Annotated in this window: 18 protein-coding genes; 9 read left to right on the top strand and 9 right to left on the bottom strand. The window is 69.3% G+C overall.

Annotated elements, in window-relative coordinates:
* Nucleotides 1-1100: cryptochrome/photolyase family protein (locus ACFP1K_RS11485; protein WP_380750395.1), on the top strand; the 1100-nt coding region annotated here is incomplete at its 5' end.
* 20 nt (nucleotides 1101-1120) lie between these two features.
* Here ACFP1K_RS11485 and ACFP1K_RS11480 read toward each other — a convergent pair.
* Nucleotides 1121-1492, bottom strand: coding sequence for an STAS domain-containing protein (locus ACFP1K_RS11480; RefSeq protein WP_380750392.1), 372 nt, complete (start codon nucleotides 1490-1492; stop codon nucleotides 1121-1123).
* A 121-nt stretch (nucleotides 1493-1613) separates the two neighbouring features.
* On the opposite strand from ACFP1K_RS11480, the gene ACFP1K_RS11475 reads away from it, so the two are divergent.
* The 4 genes from ACFP1K_RS11475 (at nucleotide 1614) to ACFP1K_RS11460 (ending at nucleotide 5802) form a co-directional block, all read left to right on the top strand.
* Entirely contained in the window at nucleotides 1614-2345 is a 732-nt protein-coding gene (locus tag ACFP1K_RS11475) for a sulfotransferase family protein (protein WP_380750389.1), read from the top strand.
* Nucleotides 2346-2555: 210 nt separating this feature from the next.
* On the top strand, nucleotides 2556-3875 hold the full coding sequence (locus ACFP1K_RS11470) for an ABC transporter substrate-binding protein (RefSeq protein WP_380750386.1): 1320 nt from the start codon (nucleotides 2556-2558) through the stop codon (nucleotides 3873-3875).
* 102 nt (nucleotides 3876-3977) lie between these two features.
* Nucleotides 3978-4970: a carbohydrate ABC transporter permease gene (locus ACFP1K_RS11465; protein ID WP_380750383.1), complete on the top strand. Its 993-nt coding sequence runs from the start codon at nucleotides 3978-3980 to the stop codon at nucleotides 4968-4970.
* The gene (locus ACFP1K_RS11460) at nucleotides 4963-5802 is read left to right on the top strand and encodes a carbohydrate ABC transporter permease (RefSeq protein ID WP_380750380.1); all 840 of its coding nucleotides are present in this window, start codon (nucleotides 4963-4965) and stop codon (nucleotides 5800-5802) included. The genes ACFP1K_RS11465 and ACFP1K_RS11460 overlap by 8 nt, the downstream gene beginning before the upstream one ends.
* A 76-nt stretch (nucleotides 5803-5878) precedes the next feature.
* Here the strand turns inward: ACFP1K_RS11460 and ACFP1K_RS11455 are convergent, their stop codons facing one another.
* Nucleotides 5879-6931, bottom strand: coding sequence for a LacI family DNA-binding transcriptional regulator (locus ACFP1K_RS11455; protein ID WP_380750377.1), 1053 nt, complete (start codon nucleotides 6929-6931; stop codon nucleotides 5879-5881).
* 46 nt (nucleotides 6932-6977) lie between these two features.
* Entirely contained in the window at nucleotides 6978-9452 is a 2475-nt protein-coding gene (locus ACFP1K_RS11450; RefSeq protein ID WP_380750374.1) for a glycoside hydrolase family 3 C-terminal domain-containing protein, read from the bottom strand.
* Between the two features lie 338 nt (nucleotides 9453-9790).
* Between ACFP1K_RS11450 and ACFP1K_RS11445 the strand changes: the two genes are divergently transcribed.
* Nucleotides 9791-10537: a hemerythrin domain-containing protein gene (locus ACFP1K_RS11445; RefSeq protein ID WP_380750370.1), complete on the top strand. Its 747-nt coding sequence runs from the start codon at nucleotides 9791-9793 to the stop codon at nucleotides 10535-10537.
* A 32-nt stretch (nucleotides 10538-10569) separates the two neighbouring features.
* Here ACFP1K_RS11445 and ACFP1K_RS11440 read toward each other — a convergent pair whose 3' ends face one another.
* On the bottom strand, nucleotides 10570-11235 hold the full coding sequence (locus ACFP1K_RS11440; RefSeq protein ID WP_380750365.1) for a TetR/AcrR family transcriptional regulator: 666 nt from the start codon (nucleotides 11233-11235) through the stop codon (nucleotides 10570-10572).
* A 110-nt stretch (nucleotides 11236-11345) separates the two neighbouring features.
* Between ACFP1K_RS11440 and ACFP1K_RS11435 the strand changes: the two genes are divergently transcribed.
* Nucleotides 11346-12293, top strand: coding sequence for an SDR family NAD(P)-dependent oxidoreductase (locus ACFP1K_RS11435; protein ID WP_380750362.1), 948 nt, complete (start codon nucleotides 11346-11348; stop codon nucleotides 12291-12293).
* A gap of 55 nt (nucleotides 12294-12348) precedes the next feature.
* Here ACFP1K_RS11435 and ACFP1K_RS11430 read toward each other — a convergent pair whose 3' ends face one another.
* The 3 genes from ACFP1K_RS11430 to ACFP1K_RS11420 form a co-directional block, all read right to left on the bottom strand.
* Nucleotides 12349-12894: a GNAT family N-acetyltransferase gene (locus ACFP1K_RS11430; RefSeq protein ID WP_380750359.1), complete on the bottom strand. Its 546-nt coding sequence runs from the start codon at nucleotides 12892-12894 to the stop codon at nucleotides 12349-12351.
* A 119-nt stretch (nucleotides 12895-13013) separates the two neighbouring features.
* The gene (locus ACFP1K_RS11425; RefSeq protein ID WP_380750355.1) at nucleotides 13014-13226 is read right to left on the bottom strand and encodes a DUF397 domain-containing protein; all 213 of its coding nucleotides are present in this window, start codon (nucleotides 13224-13226) and stop codon (nucleotides 13014-13016) included.
* A complete protein-coding gene (locus ACFP1K_RS11420; protein ID WP_380750350.1) occupies nucleotides 13217-14038 on the bottom strand; it encodes a helix-turn-helix domain-containing protein in 822 nt (273 codons plus the stop codon). Before ACFP1K_RS11420 ends, ACFP1K_RS11425 begins: the two co-directional genes overlap by 10 nt.
* A 462-nt stretch (nucleotides 14039-14500) precedes the next feature.
* Here ACFP1K_RS11420 and ACFP1K_RS11415 point away from each other — a divergent pair, with 462 nt between their 5' ends.
* Nucleotides 14501-14923 (top strand): ATP-binding protein, encoded by a 423-nt coding sequence (locus ACFP1K_RS11415; RefSeq protein WP_380750345.1) that lies wholly within the window; start codon nucleotides 14501-14503, stop codon nucleotides 14921-14923.
* Between the two features lie 451 nt (nucleotides 14924-15374).
* Here the strand turns inward: ACFP1K_RS11415 and ACFP1K_RS11410 are convergent, their stop codons facing one another.
* Together ACFP1K_RS11410 and ACFP1K_RS11405 are read right to left on the bottom strand one after the other, a co-directional pair.
* Entirely contained in the window at nucleotides 15375-15833 is a 459-nt protein-coding gene (locus tag ACFP1K_RS11410; RefSeq protein WP_380750338.1) for a DUF5990 family protein, read from the bottom strand.
* Nucleotides 15834-16214: 381 nt separating this feature from the next.
* Nucleotides 16215-17987, bottom strand: a complete 1773-nt coding sequence (locus ACFP1K_RS11405) for a bifunctional metallophosphatase/5'-nucleotidase (RefSeq protein WP_380750332.1) — start codon at nucleotides 17985-17987, stop codon at nucleotides 16215-16217.
* 488 nt (nucleotides 17988-18475) lie between these two features.
* On the opposite strand from ACFP1K_RS11405, the gene ACFP1K_RS11400 reads away from it, so the two are divergent.
* Nucleotides 18476-19774, top strand: a complete 1299-nt coding sequence (locus ACFP1K_RS11400; RefSeq protein WP_380750329.1) for an ABC transporter substrate-binding protein — start codon at nucleotides 18476-18478, stop codon at nucleotides 19772-19774.
* Nucleotides 19775-19805: the final 31 nt, after the last annotated feature.

Raw genomic sequence — 19805 nt, 5'->3', positions numbered from 1 at the left:
GGCTGGTCATGGAGGACTTCTATCGGGGGGCGCGGCGGCGGCTGGACGTGTTGATGGACGGCGGGGAGCCGGTCGGGGGGCGGTGGAACTTCGACGCGGAGAACCGGTGTCCGCCGCCTGGTGGGGGAGTGGGGGTGGCGCCGCCGTGGCGGGCGGAGGAGGACGAGGTCGACGAGCGGGTGCGGGACGATCTCGATCGGTGGGAACGGGACGGGGAGGTCGCGTTCGTGGGGCGGGACGGGCCTCGGGTCTTTCCGGCCACGCGGGGGGAGGCGCTGGCGGCGTTGCGGACGTTCGTCGGGCATCGGCTGCCGGTGTTCGGGCCGTATCAGGACGCGATGCTGAGCGGCGATCCGGCGATGGCGCACAGCATGTTGTCGGCGGCGCTCAACCTCGGGCTGCTGGATCCGATGGAGTGCGTGCGGGCCGCCGAGGCGGCGTACCGGGACGGGCGGGTGCCGGCGGCTAGCGCGGAGGGGTTCATCCGGCAGCTCATCGGGTGGCGGGACTACATGTGGCATCTGTACTGGCATTTCGGGGAGCACTACCGGGAGCTGAACCGGCTGGGTGCTCGTGCGCCGCTGCCCGAGTGGTTTGCCGAACTGGACGCGGGGGCCGTGGAGGCGCGGTGCCTGTCGTGGGCGCTGGAACAGGTGCGGGACACCGGCTTCACCCACCACATCGTGCGGCTGATGGTGCTCGGGAACTACGCGCTCCAGCGAGGCTTCGACCCCGCCGCGCTCACCGACTGGTTCCACCGCTGCTTCGTGGACGGCTACGACTGGGTGATGCTGCCCAACGTGATCGGCATGTCCCAGCACGCCGACGGCGGCCTGCTCGCCACCAAGCCCTACGCCGCCGGCGGCGCCTACATCAACCGGATGAGCGACTTCTGCGCCGGCTGCCGCTACCACCCGTCCCACCGCACCGGCGACGACGCCTGCCCCTTCACCGCCGGCTACTGGTGGTTCATGTCCCGCAACGCCGACCTCCTGTCCCGCAACGCCCGCATGTCCCGCGCCATCCACGGCATGCGCCGCCTCCCCGACCTCGACGAGGTCTGCGCCCAGGAATCGGCCCGAGGCGACGACCCGCCATGATCGGGCCGTAGTGCGAGGGATCAGGGGAGGCGGCGGGAGGCGGGGCTTTCCAGGGGGCCGCCTGCCAATGCGGCGGCTTTGGTGGGGTATATGTCGAATACGGCGCCTAGGCCTGTGACGTTCATGATGGTGCGGGGCATGGGGCGGAGGGAGCAGAGGGCGCAGGTGCCGCCGTGGCGGGTGGCTTGTGCGCAGGCGCTCACCAGGAGGCGTAGGCCGCTGGAATCTATGAAATTGAGCTCCGACATGTCGAAAAGGAGCCGGGGGGCGCCTTTACAGAGGGCCAGATCGAGGTCCTCGCCCAGGGTCCCGAGACCATTGGCGTCCAGCTCACCGATCATCGTGATCACGGTGAACTGATCTCGGTGTTCCCGGTGCACCGTCAACGGCATACTCACCTCCAGGGGCGGCGGCACCCCTTCTCCGCCCAGTGTGGCGCGCCCGCTGGTGCCCGCACAAGGCCGGGAGTGGCCGGTGCGCCAGGCATGATACGGACATTCGGGTTTATTTCCGATGAAGCAGAACGGAGGCGCCGTTATGCAGGTAATCGGCGCTGGATTTGGCCGTACCGGCACGTTCTCCTTGAAAGCAGCATTGGAACGGCTCGGCTTCGCACCCTGCTATCACATGAAGGAAGTACTCGACCATCCCGCCATGATCTACCAGTGGCTGGACATCGCCGAGGGCCGGTCCACCGACTTCGACGCCGTGTTCGACGGCTACGCGGCGACCGTCGACTGGCCGGCGGCCGCGTACTGGCGCGAGCTGATCGAGTACTACCCGGACGCCAAGGTCCTGCTCACCGTCCGGGATCCGGAGCGATGGTACGAGAGCATGCGGGCCACCATCCTCAGCCGCGCCCACCACGGGCCGGGGCTGCGGAACCGCCTGTTCACGACCCTGCTCCGTCTGCGCGGTTCGGACATGTACGCCTTCATCCGGATGACTCGCGTCGCGGTCTCGGAGAAGGTGTTCGGCGGCTCGGCGACGGACAGGGAAACGCTGATCAAGGCGTTCCACGCCCATGTGCGCGAGGTGCGGGAGACCGTTCCCGCCGATCGCCTGCTGGTGTACGAGGTCAAGCAGGGCTGGGAGCCGCTGTGCGCGTTCCTCGGCGTGCCCGTCCCCGACGAGCCCTTCCCGTGGCTGAACGACCGGGACGACTTCCGGCGGAGCACCCGCGAGTTCCGGAAGCACGCGGTCTGGCGCCGTTCGGCCCCGCGCAAGGCTCTCGCCAAGGGGTGAGCGCTCCCGTCGAGTGAGCCTGCCCTCGCCGGGGCCCCGGCGGAGAGCGTTTCCCCGCGCTGCCCGCGACGTGTTTCGCCCTGGTGAGCAGCGCGTTTCCACTTCGTTGACGCCTGGCTGTTGACAAGTCGGGGTACACCGGACACTCTCTGACTGGAGAGCGCTCTCCGGGGTCCGCTACCTCAATGAACACCCGGTGAGAGGATGATTGTGCGTACACGAAAGCTCGGATACTTCGCAGTAGCGGGCATGTTGCTGGCCGCGGCAGTGGCCTGCGGGGGCGGGGACGGCGGCGGCGACGCCGGTGGATCCGCGGCGCCCAAGACCCTGACGTACTGGGCGTCCAACCAGGGCACCAGCCTCGACAACGACAAGCAGGTACTCCAGCCCGAGCTGGACAAGTTCGAGAAGCAGACCGGTGTCAAGGTCAACCTCGAAGTCGTGCCGTGGGCCGACCTGCTCAACCGCATCCTGGCCGCCACCACCTCCGGCAAGGGCCCGGACGTGCTCAACATCGGCAACACCTGGTCGGCGTCCCTCCAGGCCACCGGCGCGTTCGTGCCGTTCGACGACACGCTCCTCGGCCAGCTCGGCGGCAAGGACCGCTTCCTCGGCCCGAGCCTCGCCGCCACCGGTGCCCCGGGCAAGCCCCCGACGGCCGTCCCGATCTACGGCATGACCTACGGCCTCTACTACAACAAGAAGATGTTCGCCGAGGCGGGCATCGACAAGCCGCCGGCCACCTGGGACGAGCTGATCGCCGCGGGCAAGAAGCTCACCAAGGGCGGCAAGTGGGGCCTCGCCGTCGAGGGCGCCAGCGTGAGCGAGAACGCCCACCACGCGTTCATCTTCGGCCAGCAGCACGGGGCCGAGCTGTTCGGCGCGGACGGCAAGCCGCAGTTCGACACGCCGCAGGAGGCCGCGGCCATCAAGCAGTACCTGGACCTGATGGCCGTGCACAAGATCGTGAACCCTAGCAACGCCGAGTACTCCAACGGCACCGAGGCCGTGCAGGACTTCGTCAACCGCAAGGCCGCGATGCTGATGTGGCAGTCGGCCGCCGCGTCGCTGCGGGCCGGGGGCATGACCGAGGACGAGTACGGGCTCGCGCCGATCCCGCTGCCCGACCCCGCCCAGGGCGGCAAGCAGGTGAACGGCATGGTCGCTGGCATCAACCTGGCGATCTTCAACTTCACCAAGAACAAGGACGCGGCCGTCCAGTTCGCGAAGTTCATGACCAGCCCCGACGAGCAGAAGGTCCTCAACAAGGCATACGGCTCGCTGCCGGTCGTCCAGGACGCCTACGACGACCCCGCGTTCCAGACGCCCACCATCAAGACCTTCCAGGAGATCCTCGCCAAGACCGCCGCGCCGCTGCCCCAGGTGCCCGAGGAGAGCCAGTTCGAGACGCTCGTCGGCACCGCCATGAACCAGCTGTGGGCGGACGCCGCCGGCGGAAAGCCGATCACCGAGGAGTACGTCAAGTCCAAGCTCACCCAGGCCAACCAGCAGGTACAGCCCGGTAGCTGACCGTTCGGCACCGGGCGGCGCCCGGGAGCGGCGACCTGACCGCCGCCCCGGCGCCGTACGCGTCCCGGCTCCCCGGCAGGAACCACACACCGAGAGGGACGAATGGTCGCTCGCACCGCCCACCCCGCGCGGCAGGACGCCGCGCGACCGAAGGACGATCCACCGCGCCCGAGAGGGCCGGCGGTGTGGGCACGCCTGCGCCGGGGCGGGCTGCCGTACCTGCTAATCCTGCCCGCTGTGCTGCTGGAACTGCTCATCCACGTGGTGCCGATGCTGGTCGGCGTGGGCATGAGCTTCCTGAAGCTCACGCAGTTCTTCATCAGGAACTGGACGGCGGCGCCGTTCGCCGGCCTGGACAACTACCGCGTGGCGGTCGACTTCGACTCGGCCGTGGGGCGCTCGCTGCTGCACTCGTTCACGGTCACCGTGGTGTTCACCGCGATCGCCGTCGGGTTGTCGTGGCTGCTCGGCACCATGGGCGCCGTGCTCATGCAGGGCTCGTTCAGGGGCCGGGGCCTGCTGCGCACGTTGTTCCTGGTGCCGTACGCGCTGCCGGTGTACGCGGGGGTCATCACCTGGAGCTTCATGTTCCAGCGAGACACCGGCATGATCAACCACGTGCTGGTCGACCAGCTCCACCTGTTCGGCGAGCGCCCGTTCTGGCTGATCGGCCAGAACAGCTTCGCCGCGGTCGTGGTGGTGTGCGTCTGGCGGACCTGGCCGTTCGCGTTCCTCGTGCTGATGGCCGGGCTGCAGAACATCCCCGGCGACCTGTACGAGGCGTCGGCCATCGACGGGGCGGGCTTCTGGCGGCAGCTGAGGAACATCACGCTGCCGATGCTGCGGCCGGTCAACCAGGTGCTCGTGCTGGTGCTGTTCCTGTGGACCTTCAACGACTTCAACACGCCGTACGTGCTGTTCGGCAGGGCCGCGCCGCAGGAGGCCGACCTGATCTCGGTGCACATCTACCAGAGCTCGTTCGTCACCTGGAACTTCGGCTCCGGCTCGGCGATGTCCGTGCTGCTCCTGCTGTTCCTGCTGCTGGTCACCGCGGTGTACCTGACGGCGACCTCGCGAAGGAGGAGCGATGCGTGAGCCGCGCTGGCTGCCGTGGGCCCGGTGGATCGGCCTCGGGCTGCTCACCTTGTTCACCCTCGTGCCGCTGTTCGTGATGGCGTCGTCGGCGATCAAGCCGCTGCGCGACGTGCAGAACGGCTTCAGCTGGATCCCGACGACGTTCACCCTGCGGCCGTTCACCGACATCTGGCGCACGGTGCCGCTGGCCCGCTACTTCGTCAACAGCCTGGTGGTGTCCTCGGTGGCGGCGGTGGCCTCGGTGACCGTCGCGATCTTCGCGGCGTACGCGATCAGCCGCTACCGGTTCCCCGGGCGGCGGATCTTCTCGGTCACCGTGCTGTCGACCCAGATGTTCCCGGGCATCCTGTTCCTGCTGCCGCTGTTCATGATCTTCGTGAACCTCGGCAACGCCATCGGGATCGAGCTGTACGCCACCCGCACCGGCCTGATCATCACCTACCTGACGTTCTCGCTGCCGTTCTCGATCTGGATGCTGGTCGGGTACTTCGACTCGATCCCGGTCGCGCTGGACGAGGCCGCCAAGGTGGACGGCAACGGGCCGATCGGCGCCCTGCTACGGGTCGTGATCCCCGCCGCGATGCCCGGGATCGTGGCCGTGCTCATCTACGCGTTCATGACGGCGTGGGGAGAGGTGCTGTTCGCGTCGGTGATGACCGACGAGGGCACCCGCACGCTGGCGGTCGGGCTGCGGGGCTACGCGACCGAGAACGACGTGTACTGGAACCAGGTGATGGCGGCGTCGCTGGTGGTCAGCGTGCCGGTGGTGGCGGGGTTCCTGCTGCTCCAGCGGTATCTCGTGCAGGGGCTCACGGCGGGGGCGGTGAAGTAGCGAAGCGGCGGTCGGGCGGTCCGTGCGGGTCAGGGGTCCGTGCGGGCCGGGGGCCGTCCCACGCTCCCAGGGCGTCTCAGGCCGACTCGCGCACCACCAGGGACGGCTCGAAGATGACCGAGGTCACCGGCCGGCCGGGGTCGTCGACGTGCTCCAGCAGCAGGCGGGTCATCTCGGCCGCCATGTCCTCCACCGGGTGCCGGATCGTGGTGAGCGGCGGACGGCTCGCGGTGGCGGCGCTGCTGTCGTCGAAGCCGACCACCGAGACGTCCCCGGGCACCTGGCGGCCGTGGTGGCGCAGCGCCAGCAGGGCGCCCCTGGCCATCAGGTCGTTGGCGGCGAACACGCCGTCCAGCTCCGGGTGCTCGGCCAGCAGCCGCTCCATCGCGTGCTCGCCGCTGTCCTGGGTGAAGTCGCCCTCGGCGCACGGCACGTACGGGTGGCCGTGCGCGGCCATCGCGTCCCGGAAGCCGTTGAGCCGGTCCTGCGCGGCCGGCACCGCCAGCGGGCCGGTGACGGTGGCCACCCGGCGGCGGCCGACGGCCACCAGATGGTCGGCGGCGAGCTTGGCGCCGGTGCGGTGCGCGACGTCCACGTAGCTGATGGGGATGGGCGGGGACGGCCGGGCGAACAGCACGGCGGGCAGGCCCATGCCGGTGAGCAGGCCGGGCAGCGGGTCCAGCGCGTTGGTGGAGACCAGGACCGCGCCGTCGGCGTTGCCCTGGCGCAGGTACGCGATGACCTGCGCACGGGCCTCGTCGTCCTCGGCGAACATCAGGATCGGGTGGACGCCGCGCGGGCGCAGGAACCCGACGACGCCGCTCGCGACCCGGCCGAAGAACGGGTCGGCGAAGACCTTGCTGTGGAACGGGCCGTCCACGCTCTCCTCGCCCGTGCCGGAGACCACCAGGGCGACGGCGCCCGCGCGCCGGGTCACCAGGGAGCGGGCCGCCCGGTTGGGCACGTAGCCGGTCTCGGCGATGGCGTGGCGCACCGTCTCCTGGATCGCGGGGTCGACGTTGCGGATGCCGTTGATGACGCGGGAGACGGTGGCGCGGGAGACGCCCGCCGCGCGAGCGACGTCCTCCAGTGTCGGGGATGCCGGAACCGGGGGGCGGCCTTCGCTCATGGGGCCTTTATAGCACGCTCGGAGAGCGCTCTCCAACGCTCTGTACTCACGCGCCCGTGCTCTCGGCGCCCACCGTGACGCTCGCGGCCAATGGTAGGTCCGCCGCGGTCCGGCCCGCCAGTACGGCGAAGCCTCCCAGCTCGGTCACCCAGCCCTTCCGTTCCACCGACCAGTGCTGGAACGCCCGCGCGGGCAGCTCGACCACCGCCTCCACGGCCTCGCCCGGCCCGGCCGTCACCCGCGCGTACCCGGCGAGCCAGCGCTCCGGGCGGGACACGGCGGACCCGGGACGGGCCAGGTAGACCTGGGCCACCTCGGCGCCCGCGCGCGTGCCGGTGTTGCGCAGCAGGATACGGACGACCGCCCCGGCGCTCGCGCCGGGCTCCACGGTGATCCCCTCGTAGGCCCAGGTGGTGTAGCCGAGGCCGTGGCCGAACCAGTACGCGGGCGGCTCGGGTTCGCGCAGCCAGGCGCGGTAGCCGATGTCCAGGGCCTCGCCGTACTTCAGCACGCCGCCGGCCGGTGTGGTGCTCACCAGGGAACGGGCGGCCCAGGTGGTGGGGAGGCGGCCGCCGGGCTCGGTGGTGCCGAACAGGACGTCGGCCAGGCCGTGGCCGTACTCCTGGCCGGGGAACCAGCTCAGCAGCACCGCGGGCACCTCGTCCCGCCAGGGCAGCGCGACCGGGCCGCCGGTGTTGACCACGACCACCGTGGACGGGTTGGCGGCCACCACCGCGCGGACCAGCGCGTCCTGGTCGCCGGGCAGGGTGAGATCGGTGCGGTCGTAGCCCTCGCTCTCGCTCTCGTCGGTGGAGCCGACCACCACGATCGCCACGTCGGCGTCCCGGGCCAGCTCGACGGCCGCGGCGAGCTCGTCGGCGTCGCCGCGCCGGGGCGGGTCGGCGGCGAGCGCCGAGGCCAGGCCGCTATCCCGGCTGAGGCGCCGCCGGGATACCAGCTCGACCTCCACGCCCTCGGTCAGGTCCAGCTCGGCGAAGCGGTACGGCGGGTGCAGGTGGATGGTCGCCGGGTCGTCGGTGTCCAGCGGTACGTCCTCGTCCACCAGCGTGACGCCGTCCGCGGCCAGGAACACCGGCCCCCAGCCGGACACCCCGACGCGCCAGCGGCCCGTGACGGAGGGCCGCAGCCGGGCCCGGATCTCCACGGTGCGCATGCCCCGCACCAGGGCGGGCTCCAGGATCTGCCCGGTGAGCCGGTGCTCGGCGTGCACCTCGGCGCCGTCCGCGCCGAGCAGGCGGACCAGCACTCCCGGCCGGCCGTCGCGCGGGTCGCAGGCGTTGTCCAGCCCGAGCGGGGCGGGGTGCCCGTCGGTGTACGTGCCGACCGCGTGCGTCACCTCGGCCAGGCCGTCCAGCGCCGCCCTGATCCCGTCCAGCGGCGAGGCCACCGACACGGGGTACACGCCCGCGCTGCCCCCGCCCTGCACCCGGGGCGTGGCCGCGTTGGGCCCGATGACGGCGACCCGGCGCAGCCGCCCGGGGGCCAGCGGCAGCAGGCCGCCCTCGTTGCGCAGCAGTACGGCGCTCGCGGCGACGGCCTCGCGCAGCACGACCCGGCCGCGCTCGACCTCCTCGGCGGTGATCGGCGTCACGCCGGCCAGCCCGCCGGTCTCGGCGGGGGAGAGGACGGCCGGGGACGATCCGGGGGAGAGGGCGCCGACGCGGGCGGCCAGGCCGAGGAGGCGGCGGACCTTCTCGTCCACGGCCTCCTCGGGGACGTCGCCGGAGCGGACGGCGGCGGCGAGGGCGGGGCCCCAGGCGCCGTCCGGGCCGGGCATGGCGAGGTCCTGGGGGGCGCGGCCGGCGGCGACGGCGGAGCGCACGGCGCCCCAGTCGGAGATCACCAGGCCGTCGAAGCCCCACTCGCCTTTCAGCGGGTCGGCCAGCAGCGGGTTCTCGGTCATGGTGGCGCCGTTGACGCCGTTGTAGGCGGCCATGACCACCCACACCCCGGCGGCGACGGCGGCCTCGAACGGCACCATGTACAGCTCGCGCAGCGTGCGCTCGTCCACGTGCGCGTCGAGGGTCATGCGCTCGGTCTCGGAGTCGTTGGCGACGTAGTGCTTGGCCGTGGCGGCGACCCCGCGCGACTGCACGCCCTCGATGTACGCGACGCCGATGCGCGCGGTGAGCAGCGGGTCCTCGGAGTAGCACTCGAAGTGCCGGCCGCCGAGGGGCGAGCGGTGCAGGTTGATGGTGGGCGCCAGCAGCACGTCCACGCTCTTGCGGCGGGCCTCCCCGGCCAGCAGCTCGCCGAGGCGCCGCACCAGGCCGGTGTCCCAGGTGGCGGCGAGGGCGCTCGGGGAGGGCAGCGTGAGGGAGACGCTGCGCTCGTCCCAGCCCTGGCCGCGCACCCCGATGGGCCCGTCGGAGACGACGATGGAGCGCAGCCCGAGGTCCGGCTCGGCGTGGGTGCGCCAGGCGGTCGCCCCGGTCAGCAGCCGCACCTTCTGGTCGAGGTCCAGCTTACGTACCATGTCGTCGAGCTCGTCGTCGATCACCCGGTCATCCTCCCGAACCTTGGAGAGCGCTCTCCGTCCCCGCCCTAGGTTCACCGTACCGGGCCGGTATGTCAATGGGATCTGTGCCTGAAGGAGCACCGATGCCCAGGAAGAGGCGGACGGCTGGTGCGGCACCCGCCCGGTGCGGTCACGGCCGCGGATCACATGGCGCGAGGCGGGAGAAGCCGGGGGCAATGTCGCGGATCAAGCGTTTACCCACGTGTCGGCGTGGGGCTCGGTAGGACGGGGGAGTCTCCCGTGCACACACGGGTTCGTGCGGTGAAACCTGAGAACCGGGCAAAAACGGAGATATTGTGCAAGATCATCACTCGTCGGCGGTGAGCCGCCGTGACCTGCTCGGCATGTCCACCGTCGCACTGGCCGGCGCGGTGCCCCTCGCCGTCTACCCCGGACCCGGCGCTCCGGCTCACGCGGCAGAGCAGGTCCACGGGCACGGCCACAAGCCGGGGGTGACGCCTCCGGAGGACCTCATGCGGGAGCACGGGGTGCTGAAGAGCGTCCTGCTGGTGTACAGGGAGGGGATCCGGCGGATCCAGCGCGGCGAACAGGTGCCCGGCCAGCCGCTGCACGCCGCGGCGCAGGTCATCCGTGACTACATCGAGCGCCACCATGAGCACCTGGAGGAGAAGTACGTCTTCCCGCGCCTGCGCGAAGCCGGCAGACTCCACCGCACGGTCGGCATCCTGTGTCAGCAGCACAAGCGGGGCCGCGAGATCACCGCCCGCATCCTGGCCGCCACCCGCCACCCCAGGGCCTCGGCCCACCAGCGCCAGGCCCTGGTCTCCGACATGGCGGCCTTCATCCGCATGTACGAGCCCCACGAGGCCCGCGAGGACACCGTGGTCTTCCCCGTCTTCCGCAAGGTGACCCCCGCCGGCGAGTTCGCCCGCCTGGCCGAGGTCTTCGAAGCCGAGGAACACCGCCGCTTCGGCCAGCACGGCTTCACCACGATGGTCCACAAGGTCGCCGACATAGAAAGGGCCCTGCACATCCACGACCTGTCCCGGTTCACCCCCGCGAAGACACCCTCCCGCCACCGGCACCGCCGACCCTCGGCCCGCTGACCCCGCTTTCAGCCTGTCCGGTGCACCGCAGGTCAGGGGCGGGGTAGCACGCCGAGGAGGGTCGCGGTCAGGGCCAGGTTCAAGTTGTCCTTCAGGTCCAGGTGGAAGCGGGCCAGGTCGGGCTCGGCCTGGTAGGCCGCCAGCAGGCTGGGTGGGGGGGTGCTGTACGCCGACAGCGCGCCGGCCAAGACCAGGGTTTGCAGGCTGAGCAGTGTCGCGTTCTCGCCCAGCTCCGGCAGGTACTTCTGGATCAGGGTGGTCATGGTCGTCAGGCGATTCAGGAAGGCACGCTTGTAGCGTGATACGACCTCGACGGAGACGTTGTGTTCCAGGACGCTGCCCTGTGCGCCGAAGAGGTCGCACAGCACCACTCGGCCGGAGAGTGAGCGGCTGAGGATCCCGGCCACCGCCGCCGCCCGCTCGGCCATGGGGAGATTTTCGTCGACGCCGGCGGCCAGCTCGCCTGCCAGTTCCGTCAGCCACTCCCGCAGGAAGTGGTCCAGCAGTTCCAGCAGCACCGCCTCGCGGGACTCGAAGTAGCGCAGCACGTTCGGCTTCGCCAGGCCTACCCGGCGGCTGAGCTCGTTCAGGGTGACCGCGGCCACGGGCATCTCGTCGAGCATCGCCGACGCCATGTCGAGGATCGCCCGTCGGCGGATCTCCCGCTGCTCCTCGGTTCGCGCCCGCTGGAAAGTCACGACCGCCAGCCTAACTTAGGTACCAGCGGTACGTTGACAACGTACCGAAAGTACTTTAGCGTCGTCGACACAAGATACCTTCGGTACGTTAGCTTGATTGGGAGCCTGACATGGGCGAGAAGTGGACGACGGCGAACATTCCAGACCAGCGCGGGCGGGTGGCCGTGGTGACCGGGGCCAACACCGGACTGGGATACGAGACCGCCAAGGCGCTCGCCGAGCGCGGGGCGTCCGTGGTGCTCGCCGTGCGCGACGCCGAGAAGGGCGAGCAGGCCGCGGCTCGCATGACCGGCGACGTGACCGTGCAGGCGCTGGACCTGACCTCGCTCGACTCCGTCCGGACCGCGGCGGCGGCCCTGCGGTCCCGGCTCGACCGGCTCGACCTGCTGATCAACAACGCCGGCGTGATGTACACCCCGAAGCAGACCACCAAAGACGGCTTCGAGATGCAGTTCGGCACCAACCACCTCGGCCACTTCGCGCTCACCGGGCTGCTGCTGGACCTGATGCTGCCGGTGCCCGGCTCGCGCGTGGTGACGGTCAGCAGCATCGGCCACCGCATCCGGGCCGCGATCCACTTCGACGACCCGCAGTGGGAGCGGTCGTACAGCCGGGTCGCGGCCTATGGTCAGTCCAAGCTGGCCAACCTGATGTTCACGTACGAGCTGCAGCGCCGGCTCGCCACGCACGGCACCACCGTCGCGGTGGCCGCGCACCCCGGCATGTCGAGCACCGAGCTCGCCCGCAACAGCCCCGCGGCCCTCCGGCTTCCGCTCACCTGGCTCGCGCCGCTGATCACCCAGACACCGGCGATGGGCGCGCTGCCGACCCTGCGCGCCGCCACCGACCCCGCCACGCTCGGCGGCCAGTACTTCGGCCCCGGCGGACGCAACGAGGTCATGGGCCACCCCCGGCTGGTCACCTCCAGCCCGGAGTCGTACGAGATAGCCGTCCAGCAGCGGCTGTGGGCCGTCTCCGAAGACCTCACCGGCGTGAAGTTCCCCGTCGTTCCGGCCAAGCAGAACGCGTTTCCCTCCGGTTCGGCCATCACGATGTAGCCCGCGCCGGCTGGAGGCCCGGCTCGTCGCGGCGAGAGCGGAGGCCAGAGGGAAGCTACACCCCCAACCCCCTCACCATCACTCCGAACACGGGTGACCCCGGCAACGGGTTCCGCTTCTCACCGATCTGCTGCCAACCCCACTTGCGGTAGGCGGCCAGCGCCGGTGCCGCCTGTGGCAACACCGTCAGTGTGGCCCGTTCCTCTGTCCTGCCTCCCAGCAACATGTCATGGATGGTCTCCGCCACGTGCCGCCGCCGCCACGGTGCCCGCACCACCAGCTCGACCAGCGCCCAAGTACGACCAGGCCGTTCGGCCGTCATCTCCTCGGACAACGGCGACAATAGGTTCTGCCACCACGGGCTTGCTGGCCGCAGCGTCACTCCGAAGCCGAACCCCACCAGCCGGCCGCCCTCGCGGGCCGTCACCAGATCGAAGCCCTCCTGCCGGCGCTGCACGTCGAACCGGTCGCGGAACAGCCCGGCGTGCTCCTCACCCCAGCCGTACGGCGGCTCACCGTAAACCTCCAGATACACCTCGGTGAGTTCGTCCAATCGCTCAGCCGCCACGCGCGCGTCAAGCCGCCGGTATTCAATTCCCATGACCGACCAACTCCCGTTCGCGTTGTGGTGCCGCCCGTCGCAGGTAGTCCCGCGAATCACCGTGGCCCACGGGGGTGGTGGGTCGCGGTGTCTGTCGCTGCTTGGGGGTGGAGACGACGTCAGAAGTCGAACTCACCCTTCTTCGCGCCGTCGATGAAGGCGTTCCACACGCTCGCACTCACGACGAACGGCGCCTCACCCGGAGCCTCGGTGTCCCGTAACCCGACGCGACCTCCGGACAACGGAGCCACCTCGAGGCAATCGCCGCCGTTGGACGCGCTTCTCGTGGCCTTGCGCCACATCGCCGTCCGCAGTTCCTCACTCAACTCCATGCCCTGGCCGCCTCTCTGATCCGGTCGATGGACACGTGCTGGGGGTGTGCGTCCATTCGAATGGTGTCGTATCTGTGGTGGATGGCTTGGACATCTTCGGACTGATTCGTAACGTACCCGTGGGTGGCGGATTCGATATAGACCGTGTCGGATCGTCCGTTGAGTTGTGCGATGACGAAGCCACCAGAGATCCCGGTGGTACCGCCGAGGTTCATCGGCACCACCTGAATGCTGATGCGCGGAGACTCCACGGCTTCCAGTAGTCGCTCCAGTTGCCGGTGTATGACCGCCGTGCCACCGATCGGCCGCAGCAGAACGCTCTCATCGATCACGACCCAGAACACGGGCGGTGTGGTACGAGCCAAGATCGCTTGACGCTCCATTCGCGCTTGGAGCTTATTCGCCACCTCTTCCTGTGTTATGTGGGGTTCACCGCGGATCACGGCCCGAGCATATTCCTCCGTCTGAAGAAGGCCTGGAACAACCAGCGGTTGCCAGGTGCGGAGCGTGTGTGCCTCCTGCTCCACGTCCAGCCAGCCATGGAACCACGGTGGACTTGCCTCCCTGGTGAGCAGTGGCCACAGACGGACCAGGTCGCCGTTCAAAGCCAATGCTTCGTCGCAGCGCTCCACGAAGTCGCGGCTCGGGAAACGCTTCGCCCTCTCGACGAACCCGACCAGGCTGGCACTGAAGTTGATCCGGTCCGCTAGATCCCCTTGCGACAAATCAACTCTTTGTCGATATCTGCGCAGTTCGGCGCCGAAGAACGCGAGGGGGCCGGCGCTGGGGTGAAGCTCGGCAGGTGCCGGCATTCTTCCTCCATTCGGAGGTCGTCATACAACGATCACACACGCATGGAACGGCACCTCGTACCGAAAGTGTCCGAGCGGTGTGCGTGCCTTTCAGATGCAGAACGTAGCGGGTTGGGGGCACCCTGTGAAGAGTTTTGAGGCATGTGGTGACTACCGACGCAGCCCACTGTCACATCCGCGCCTGAGCACTAGTAATTCATCAGCGAAATCACAACCTATGTCCGGATAAGGAGGTTCAAAATGCGGATCACCGCTGACCGGGTTGTCGCTCTCTGGCTGTTGTCCGACCCTCTGCGCTTACAGGTGTTCACCGCCGGCGAACCGCGCGACCCGGTGCCTGAGGTCGAACGAACGACTCCCTGCGGCCCCGGCCCGGGCCACGCCGCCTCACCAGCTGCCGGAGGGGTGGGCCGCCCTCTTTCTCCTGCTCTCCTGAGCCACCCGACGCCTCACGGAGCACCGATGCCCGAGATACAGGACGGCGGTCTGCGTATCGTCTGCTGGGACCTGCCCGGTGACCTGTCCATGGTCGGCAAGACTCGCGTGATGGTGCGAGAGGTCCTCACCGCCTGGGCGCTGTCCTCGATCGCCGACGACGTGGTACTCGCTGCGGGAGAACTGCTCGCCAACGCGATCGTCTACGGCGAGCCCCCGGTCGTGTTGTCCCTGTGGCTCGGCGCCGCCGACCTGTGCGTCCGCGTCACCGACCACGGCCCCGGACTACCTCGCCACCTGGACCTCGACATCGAGGCCGCACACGGTCGCGGCTTGAGCATCGTCGCCGCCCTCGCCCACGACACCGGTGTCACCCGGCTTCCCGGCGGTCAGGGCAAGACGGTCTGGTGCAGATGGGATCTGTCTCGCATCGCCGACGGACGGGCTTGAGTGCCCTGGGTACAAGGAGGGTGCGAAGCCCGCCTTGTACCCAGGGCATCTCCGGACGGTGGAACGGGGTTGATGGCGCACGGTGATGGTGGCGTATTCCATCAGGGGTTCGGGGGATGGTGCCGTCGCGCAGGGGTGGGCGGGCTGTGATGGTCAAGGTTGGGACGCGACAACGGGTGGGCCACTTCTACCCGGCCTGGTTAGGGGTTTGTCCCATGTTCATCGCGAAGGGTATGGCTGGTTCTGGTCGGGTGTGGGGCACGGGAGGTGGTGGATCGCGGCTGTCGCTTTGCGTGCGGTGGGGGAGCGCGGGGGTGGGCGGGCTGTGGTGGCCAAGCTTGGGAGACGTCAAGGGGTGGGCCAGTTCTGCCTGGCCTGGTTAGGGGTTGGCCGAGTTCGTCGCGGAGGGTGCGGTTGTGGTCGCTCGCGGGGAGACCGATTGTGGACGACGTCAGCTCGGGGGGACGGACCACTTCACCAGGGGCGGGCGGACGGATGCGCACAGCGGCTGGCCCTTGGGGTCGGTCAAGCCTAGGTGTGCTACCAGGAGGCCAGTGGTGATGGCGGAGTCCAGTAGGTCGGGGGGGATCGTGTCCAGCCACAGTTTGGCTCGGCGGAACATTGTGAACGTTCCGGCGCCGTTCAGTGTCCCCCATGACAGGTAGAGGAACCGGGCGCCTGGCCTGCCTTGCACGAAGGGGCCGCGAAGATCCCAGCCGGATTCGATGTGGGTGGCGGTCACCTCGAGTTTCCAGACCGCCGAGGGGGCGTCGCCTGCTGTCATGCCGAGCAGTTCGTCGCGGGGCTGTCGCCGTTGCAGGGCTACGTGAATGTTGGAGTAGCCGGGAAATCCGGGCGCCTGCGCACAGTCCCTGCCGGGTAGGTCGGACGCTTCGATACGGATCTGCACTCCAGCATCATGCCCAAGATCCGGGGCACCGGCCAGCGGTGACGTGGCCGGAGCGCGTGGGGGTGAGGCGCGGCGGGATCGCCTTGGTGGAGGTGGGTGGCCGTGCGGATCGCGGTGGCGTACTTGACGCACTTGGTCGTAGGTCTTGGCGATCAGATCCCTGGGCACCAGCCGGGCCGGGGGTTGGGGTGGGTGGTGACGGCCAAGCTGGGGACACGACAACGGGTGGGCCATTTCGGCCCGGCCGGCCTGGTTGGGGTTTCTCCGTGTTTGTCGTGGACCCCGGCCGGGTGCCCGCGTCGAAGTATCCATAGGGAGATAGACGGACGATTGCGAGGGGGAGGGTGCCGCGCCCGGTCGTGGGCGCGGCACCCTTGGGGGTTAGAAGACGGGGGTGCCGGCTCGGGTGAGGCGCCAGTTGGGCACGGCGAAGGTCGTGGGGTCGATGGTGCCGGTGGCGGTGGCGTACTCGATCAAGGCCTGGCGGATTTCCACCTGGGCGTTGTAGAGGACGGGGGCCGTGGCGACGTGGGGGAAGCCGCCGCCGCCGGATTGGCGGTAGTTGTTGATGGCCACGGCGAACTGCTGGTCGGGGGTCACGGGGGTGCCCTGGTAGGAGAGGGCGGTGATGCGGGAACCCACGGGCTGGGAGATGTCGATGTCGTAGGTGACGCCCGACAGCTGGTCGTAGTTGTAGTCGGGGGTGCCGCCCGCGTTGGTGAGGGTGGCGAGGTCGACGGGGGCGCCGGGGGCCAGCTGGGTGAAGTACTTGGCGGAGTACTCCAGGTAGTCCTTGAGCTGGGTGCCGGTGAGTTTCACGGCCAGCAGGGTGTTGTCGTAGACGTACAGGCCTGCCATGTCGCGGACGCTGACCGGGCCGGCGGGGAAGACGGCGGTGCGGCTGAAGGGGGCGGCGATGGAGAGGACGGGGAGGGACGCGTCGGGGGTGCCCTCAAGGGCCTTGGTCACCAGGTCGGTCTGGACCTTCTGGATGTAGTCCAGGATGGGGGTGTCCTTGTACGGCGACTCGGTGGCCGAGAGCTGTTCCTTGGACTGGGCGATGACCTGGTTGACGTAGCCGACCGTCTTGTCGTGCTGTTCCTTCATCAGGCGCACGATCTTGGGGTCCTCGGCGACGGTGTTGGTGTTGAGGGTGGCCGACGACTTGGCGGTGACGTGCCACCTGCCGTGCTGCTTGGCCAGGGTGAAGTCCACCACCGACAGCCGCTGGCCCCAGCGGCCGGGCTCGGTGAGCAGCACCTGCTGGCCGGTGACCTTGTTGGTGACGAAACGCTGCGGCACGTCGTTGTGCGCGTGCCCGAACAGCACCGCGTCGATGCCGGGCACCTGCTCGGCCACCAGGGCGGAGGCGTTCTCCACGGGCAGTTCCGTGCCGTAGGACGACATACCGTTGTCCCCGGCGTGCGCGGTGACGAGCACGACGTCGGCGCCGAGGCCGCGGATGATCGGGACCCACTTCTTGGCGGTGGCCACCAGGTCGAGGAACTTCAGCTTGCCCTCGACGTTGCCCTTGTCCCAGATCGCGATGCCGGGGTTGGTGAGCCCGAGCACACCGACCTTGACCGGCTTGTCGCCCTTGACCTTCATCGTCTTGATGACGAACGGCTGGTACGCGGGCAGCCCGGTCCGCGCGGAGACGGCGTTGGCGCCGAGCACGGGGGCTTTCATCTGCTTGATCCAGGTGGCGAGCAGCGGCAGCCCGTAGTTGAACTCGTGGTTCCCGAGGGTCACCGCGTCGTACCCGATGGCGTTCATGGCCTTGGCCATCGGGTGGGTGCGGCGGGTCTCGGTGATCGGCTCGACCTTGGCGTAGTAGTAGTCGAGCGGCGTGCCCTGGATGGTGTCGCCGGAGTCGAACAGCAGCGTGTGCCCGGCCCCGCGGTCGGCCCGGATCTGGTTGACGAGCGTGGAGATTTTGGCCAGGCCGACGTCGTTGTGCGTGCTGTCGTCGTACTCGGCGTTCTTGAAGTAGTCCCAGTTGAGGGCGTTGCCGTGGATGTCGGAGCTTGCCATCACGGTGATCTTCACGGGGTGGCCGGGGGGTGTGGCGGCGGAGGCGGTGGGCGCGAGCGTGCCGAGGGTGACGGCGAGAGCCGCGCCGGCGATGAGCGTGCGCCGGGTTCTGGAACTCATGACCCGCGACATTACTGAGTCAAGGTTACTCAGCCATCACGGGTTTCTTATGTGTTGAAACACCGCGGATGACCGCCGTAGGCGCGTCGCGGGCCGCCGACAAAGGTGTGCAGGCGGACCGCGGCGCCTCCCGTCCGGGATGCGGGAGAGGGGTGAGAGAGCGCTCCCGGAGCCTTGAGAGTGCGCTCCCGGGAGGCCCGCTGTCAAGCCCTCGGTTTACCGGCGCGAAACCGCCGGCACATCGGCGCGCAATTTCCCGGAAAATTTGAGAGCGCTCTCACTGTCTCTCAGGGACGATCAACCGCCACGTTTGACCAGGTAAAACGAGGGAGCACCAAAGAGACCGCTCCCTGGGAATCCCTCGCGGCGATGATCAGGTAACGGCGATCGTTACCGCAGGGCCTGTTGACACGTCGGCGCAACGAGGAAGACCCTTCTCGGGGAGCGCTCCCTCCATGATCATCATGATTGCCCCCCAGGGAGGGTCTATGGGCAAGCTTCGCCCCGGGCTGGTCACCCCTCTGCTCGCCACCGTTCTCGTCCTCGGCGTCTCGGCTTGCGGAGGCGGTACGGACGCCGGCGCCTCACCGGGCGCCTCCCAGCCGGCCGAGAAGATCAAGCTCACGGTCGCTCTGTTCAGCGACTTCCACTTCGCGCCGCTGTACGAGGAGTTCAAGAAGACGCACCCGGGCGTCGAGATCACCGAGCGACGCGCGCAGTTCAACGACCACCACACCAACCTCACCACGCAGCTCGCCACCGGCGCGGGCGCCGCGGACGTCATCGCGGTGGAGGCCGGCTACATCGCCACCTTCACCCCGCTCGTCGACAAGTTCCACGACCTCAACCAGTTCGGCCTCGGCAAGCGCCAGGCCGACTACCTGGACTGGAAGTGGAAGCAGGGCCTGTCCGCCGACGGCACCAAGCTGCTCGGCCTCGGCACCGACATCGGCGGCCTCGCCATGTGCTACCGCACCGACCTGTTCAAGAAGGCCGGTCTGCCCACCGACCGCGCCGAGGTCTCCCAGCTGTGGCCCACGTGGGAGGCGTACATGGAGGCGGGCAAGAAGTTCACCGCCGCCAAGGTCGCCGGCGCCAAGTGGTTCGACGGCCCGGGTGAGAACTTCCGCGCCATCGTCGACCAGGCGCCCGTCGGGTTCTACGACCAGCAGAACAACCTGGTGGCCGGGACCAACCCCGACGTGCGCAAGGCCTGGGACCTCTCGGTCTCGATGATCCAGGCCGACCAGTCGGCCAAGCTGGCCGCGTTCAGCCCGCCGTGGAACACCGGCCTCACCAAGGGCTCGTTCGCCACCATCATCTGCCCGTCGTGGAAGACCGGCAGCATCAAGGACGCCGCGCCCACCACCTCCGGCAAGTGGGACGTGGCCGCGGTGCCCGGCGGCGGTGGCGGCAACCAGGGCGGCACCCACCTCATGGCGCCCAAGCAGGGCAAGCACCCCAAGGAGGCGGCCGAGCTGATCGACCTCCTCACCAACAAGGACACCCAGCTGAAGCTGTTCACCGACGCCGGGGCCCTGCCGTCCATCCCCTCCCTCTACGACGACCCGACCATCACCTCGTTCGTCAACCCGTTCTTCAGCGACGCGCCGACCGGCAAGATCTTCACCGACGCGGCCAAGGCGCTCAAGCCGCAGCACGTGGGCCCGAAGGCCGGTGACGTCCTCACCGCGTTCGGCAACGGCCTGCAGCGCATCGAGCAGGGCAAGCAGTCGCCCGAGGAGGCGTGGCAGCAGGTGCTCAAGGATCTCGACCGGATCAAGTAGCCCCGGCGCGCGGCCGGTCCGCCGGACCCGG

It is taken from the genome of Sphaerisporangium aureirubrum (assembly GCF_042658925.1).
GTDB lineage: Bacteria > Actinomycetota > Actinomycetes > Streptosporangiales > Streptosporangiaceae > Sphaerisporangium > Sphaerisporangium aureirubrum.
Note: the sequence above shows the minus strand (reverse complement) of the source record. Positions and strands in the feature narration are given on the sequence as shown.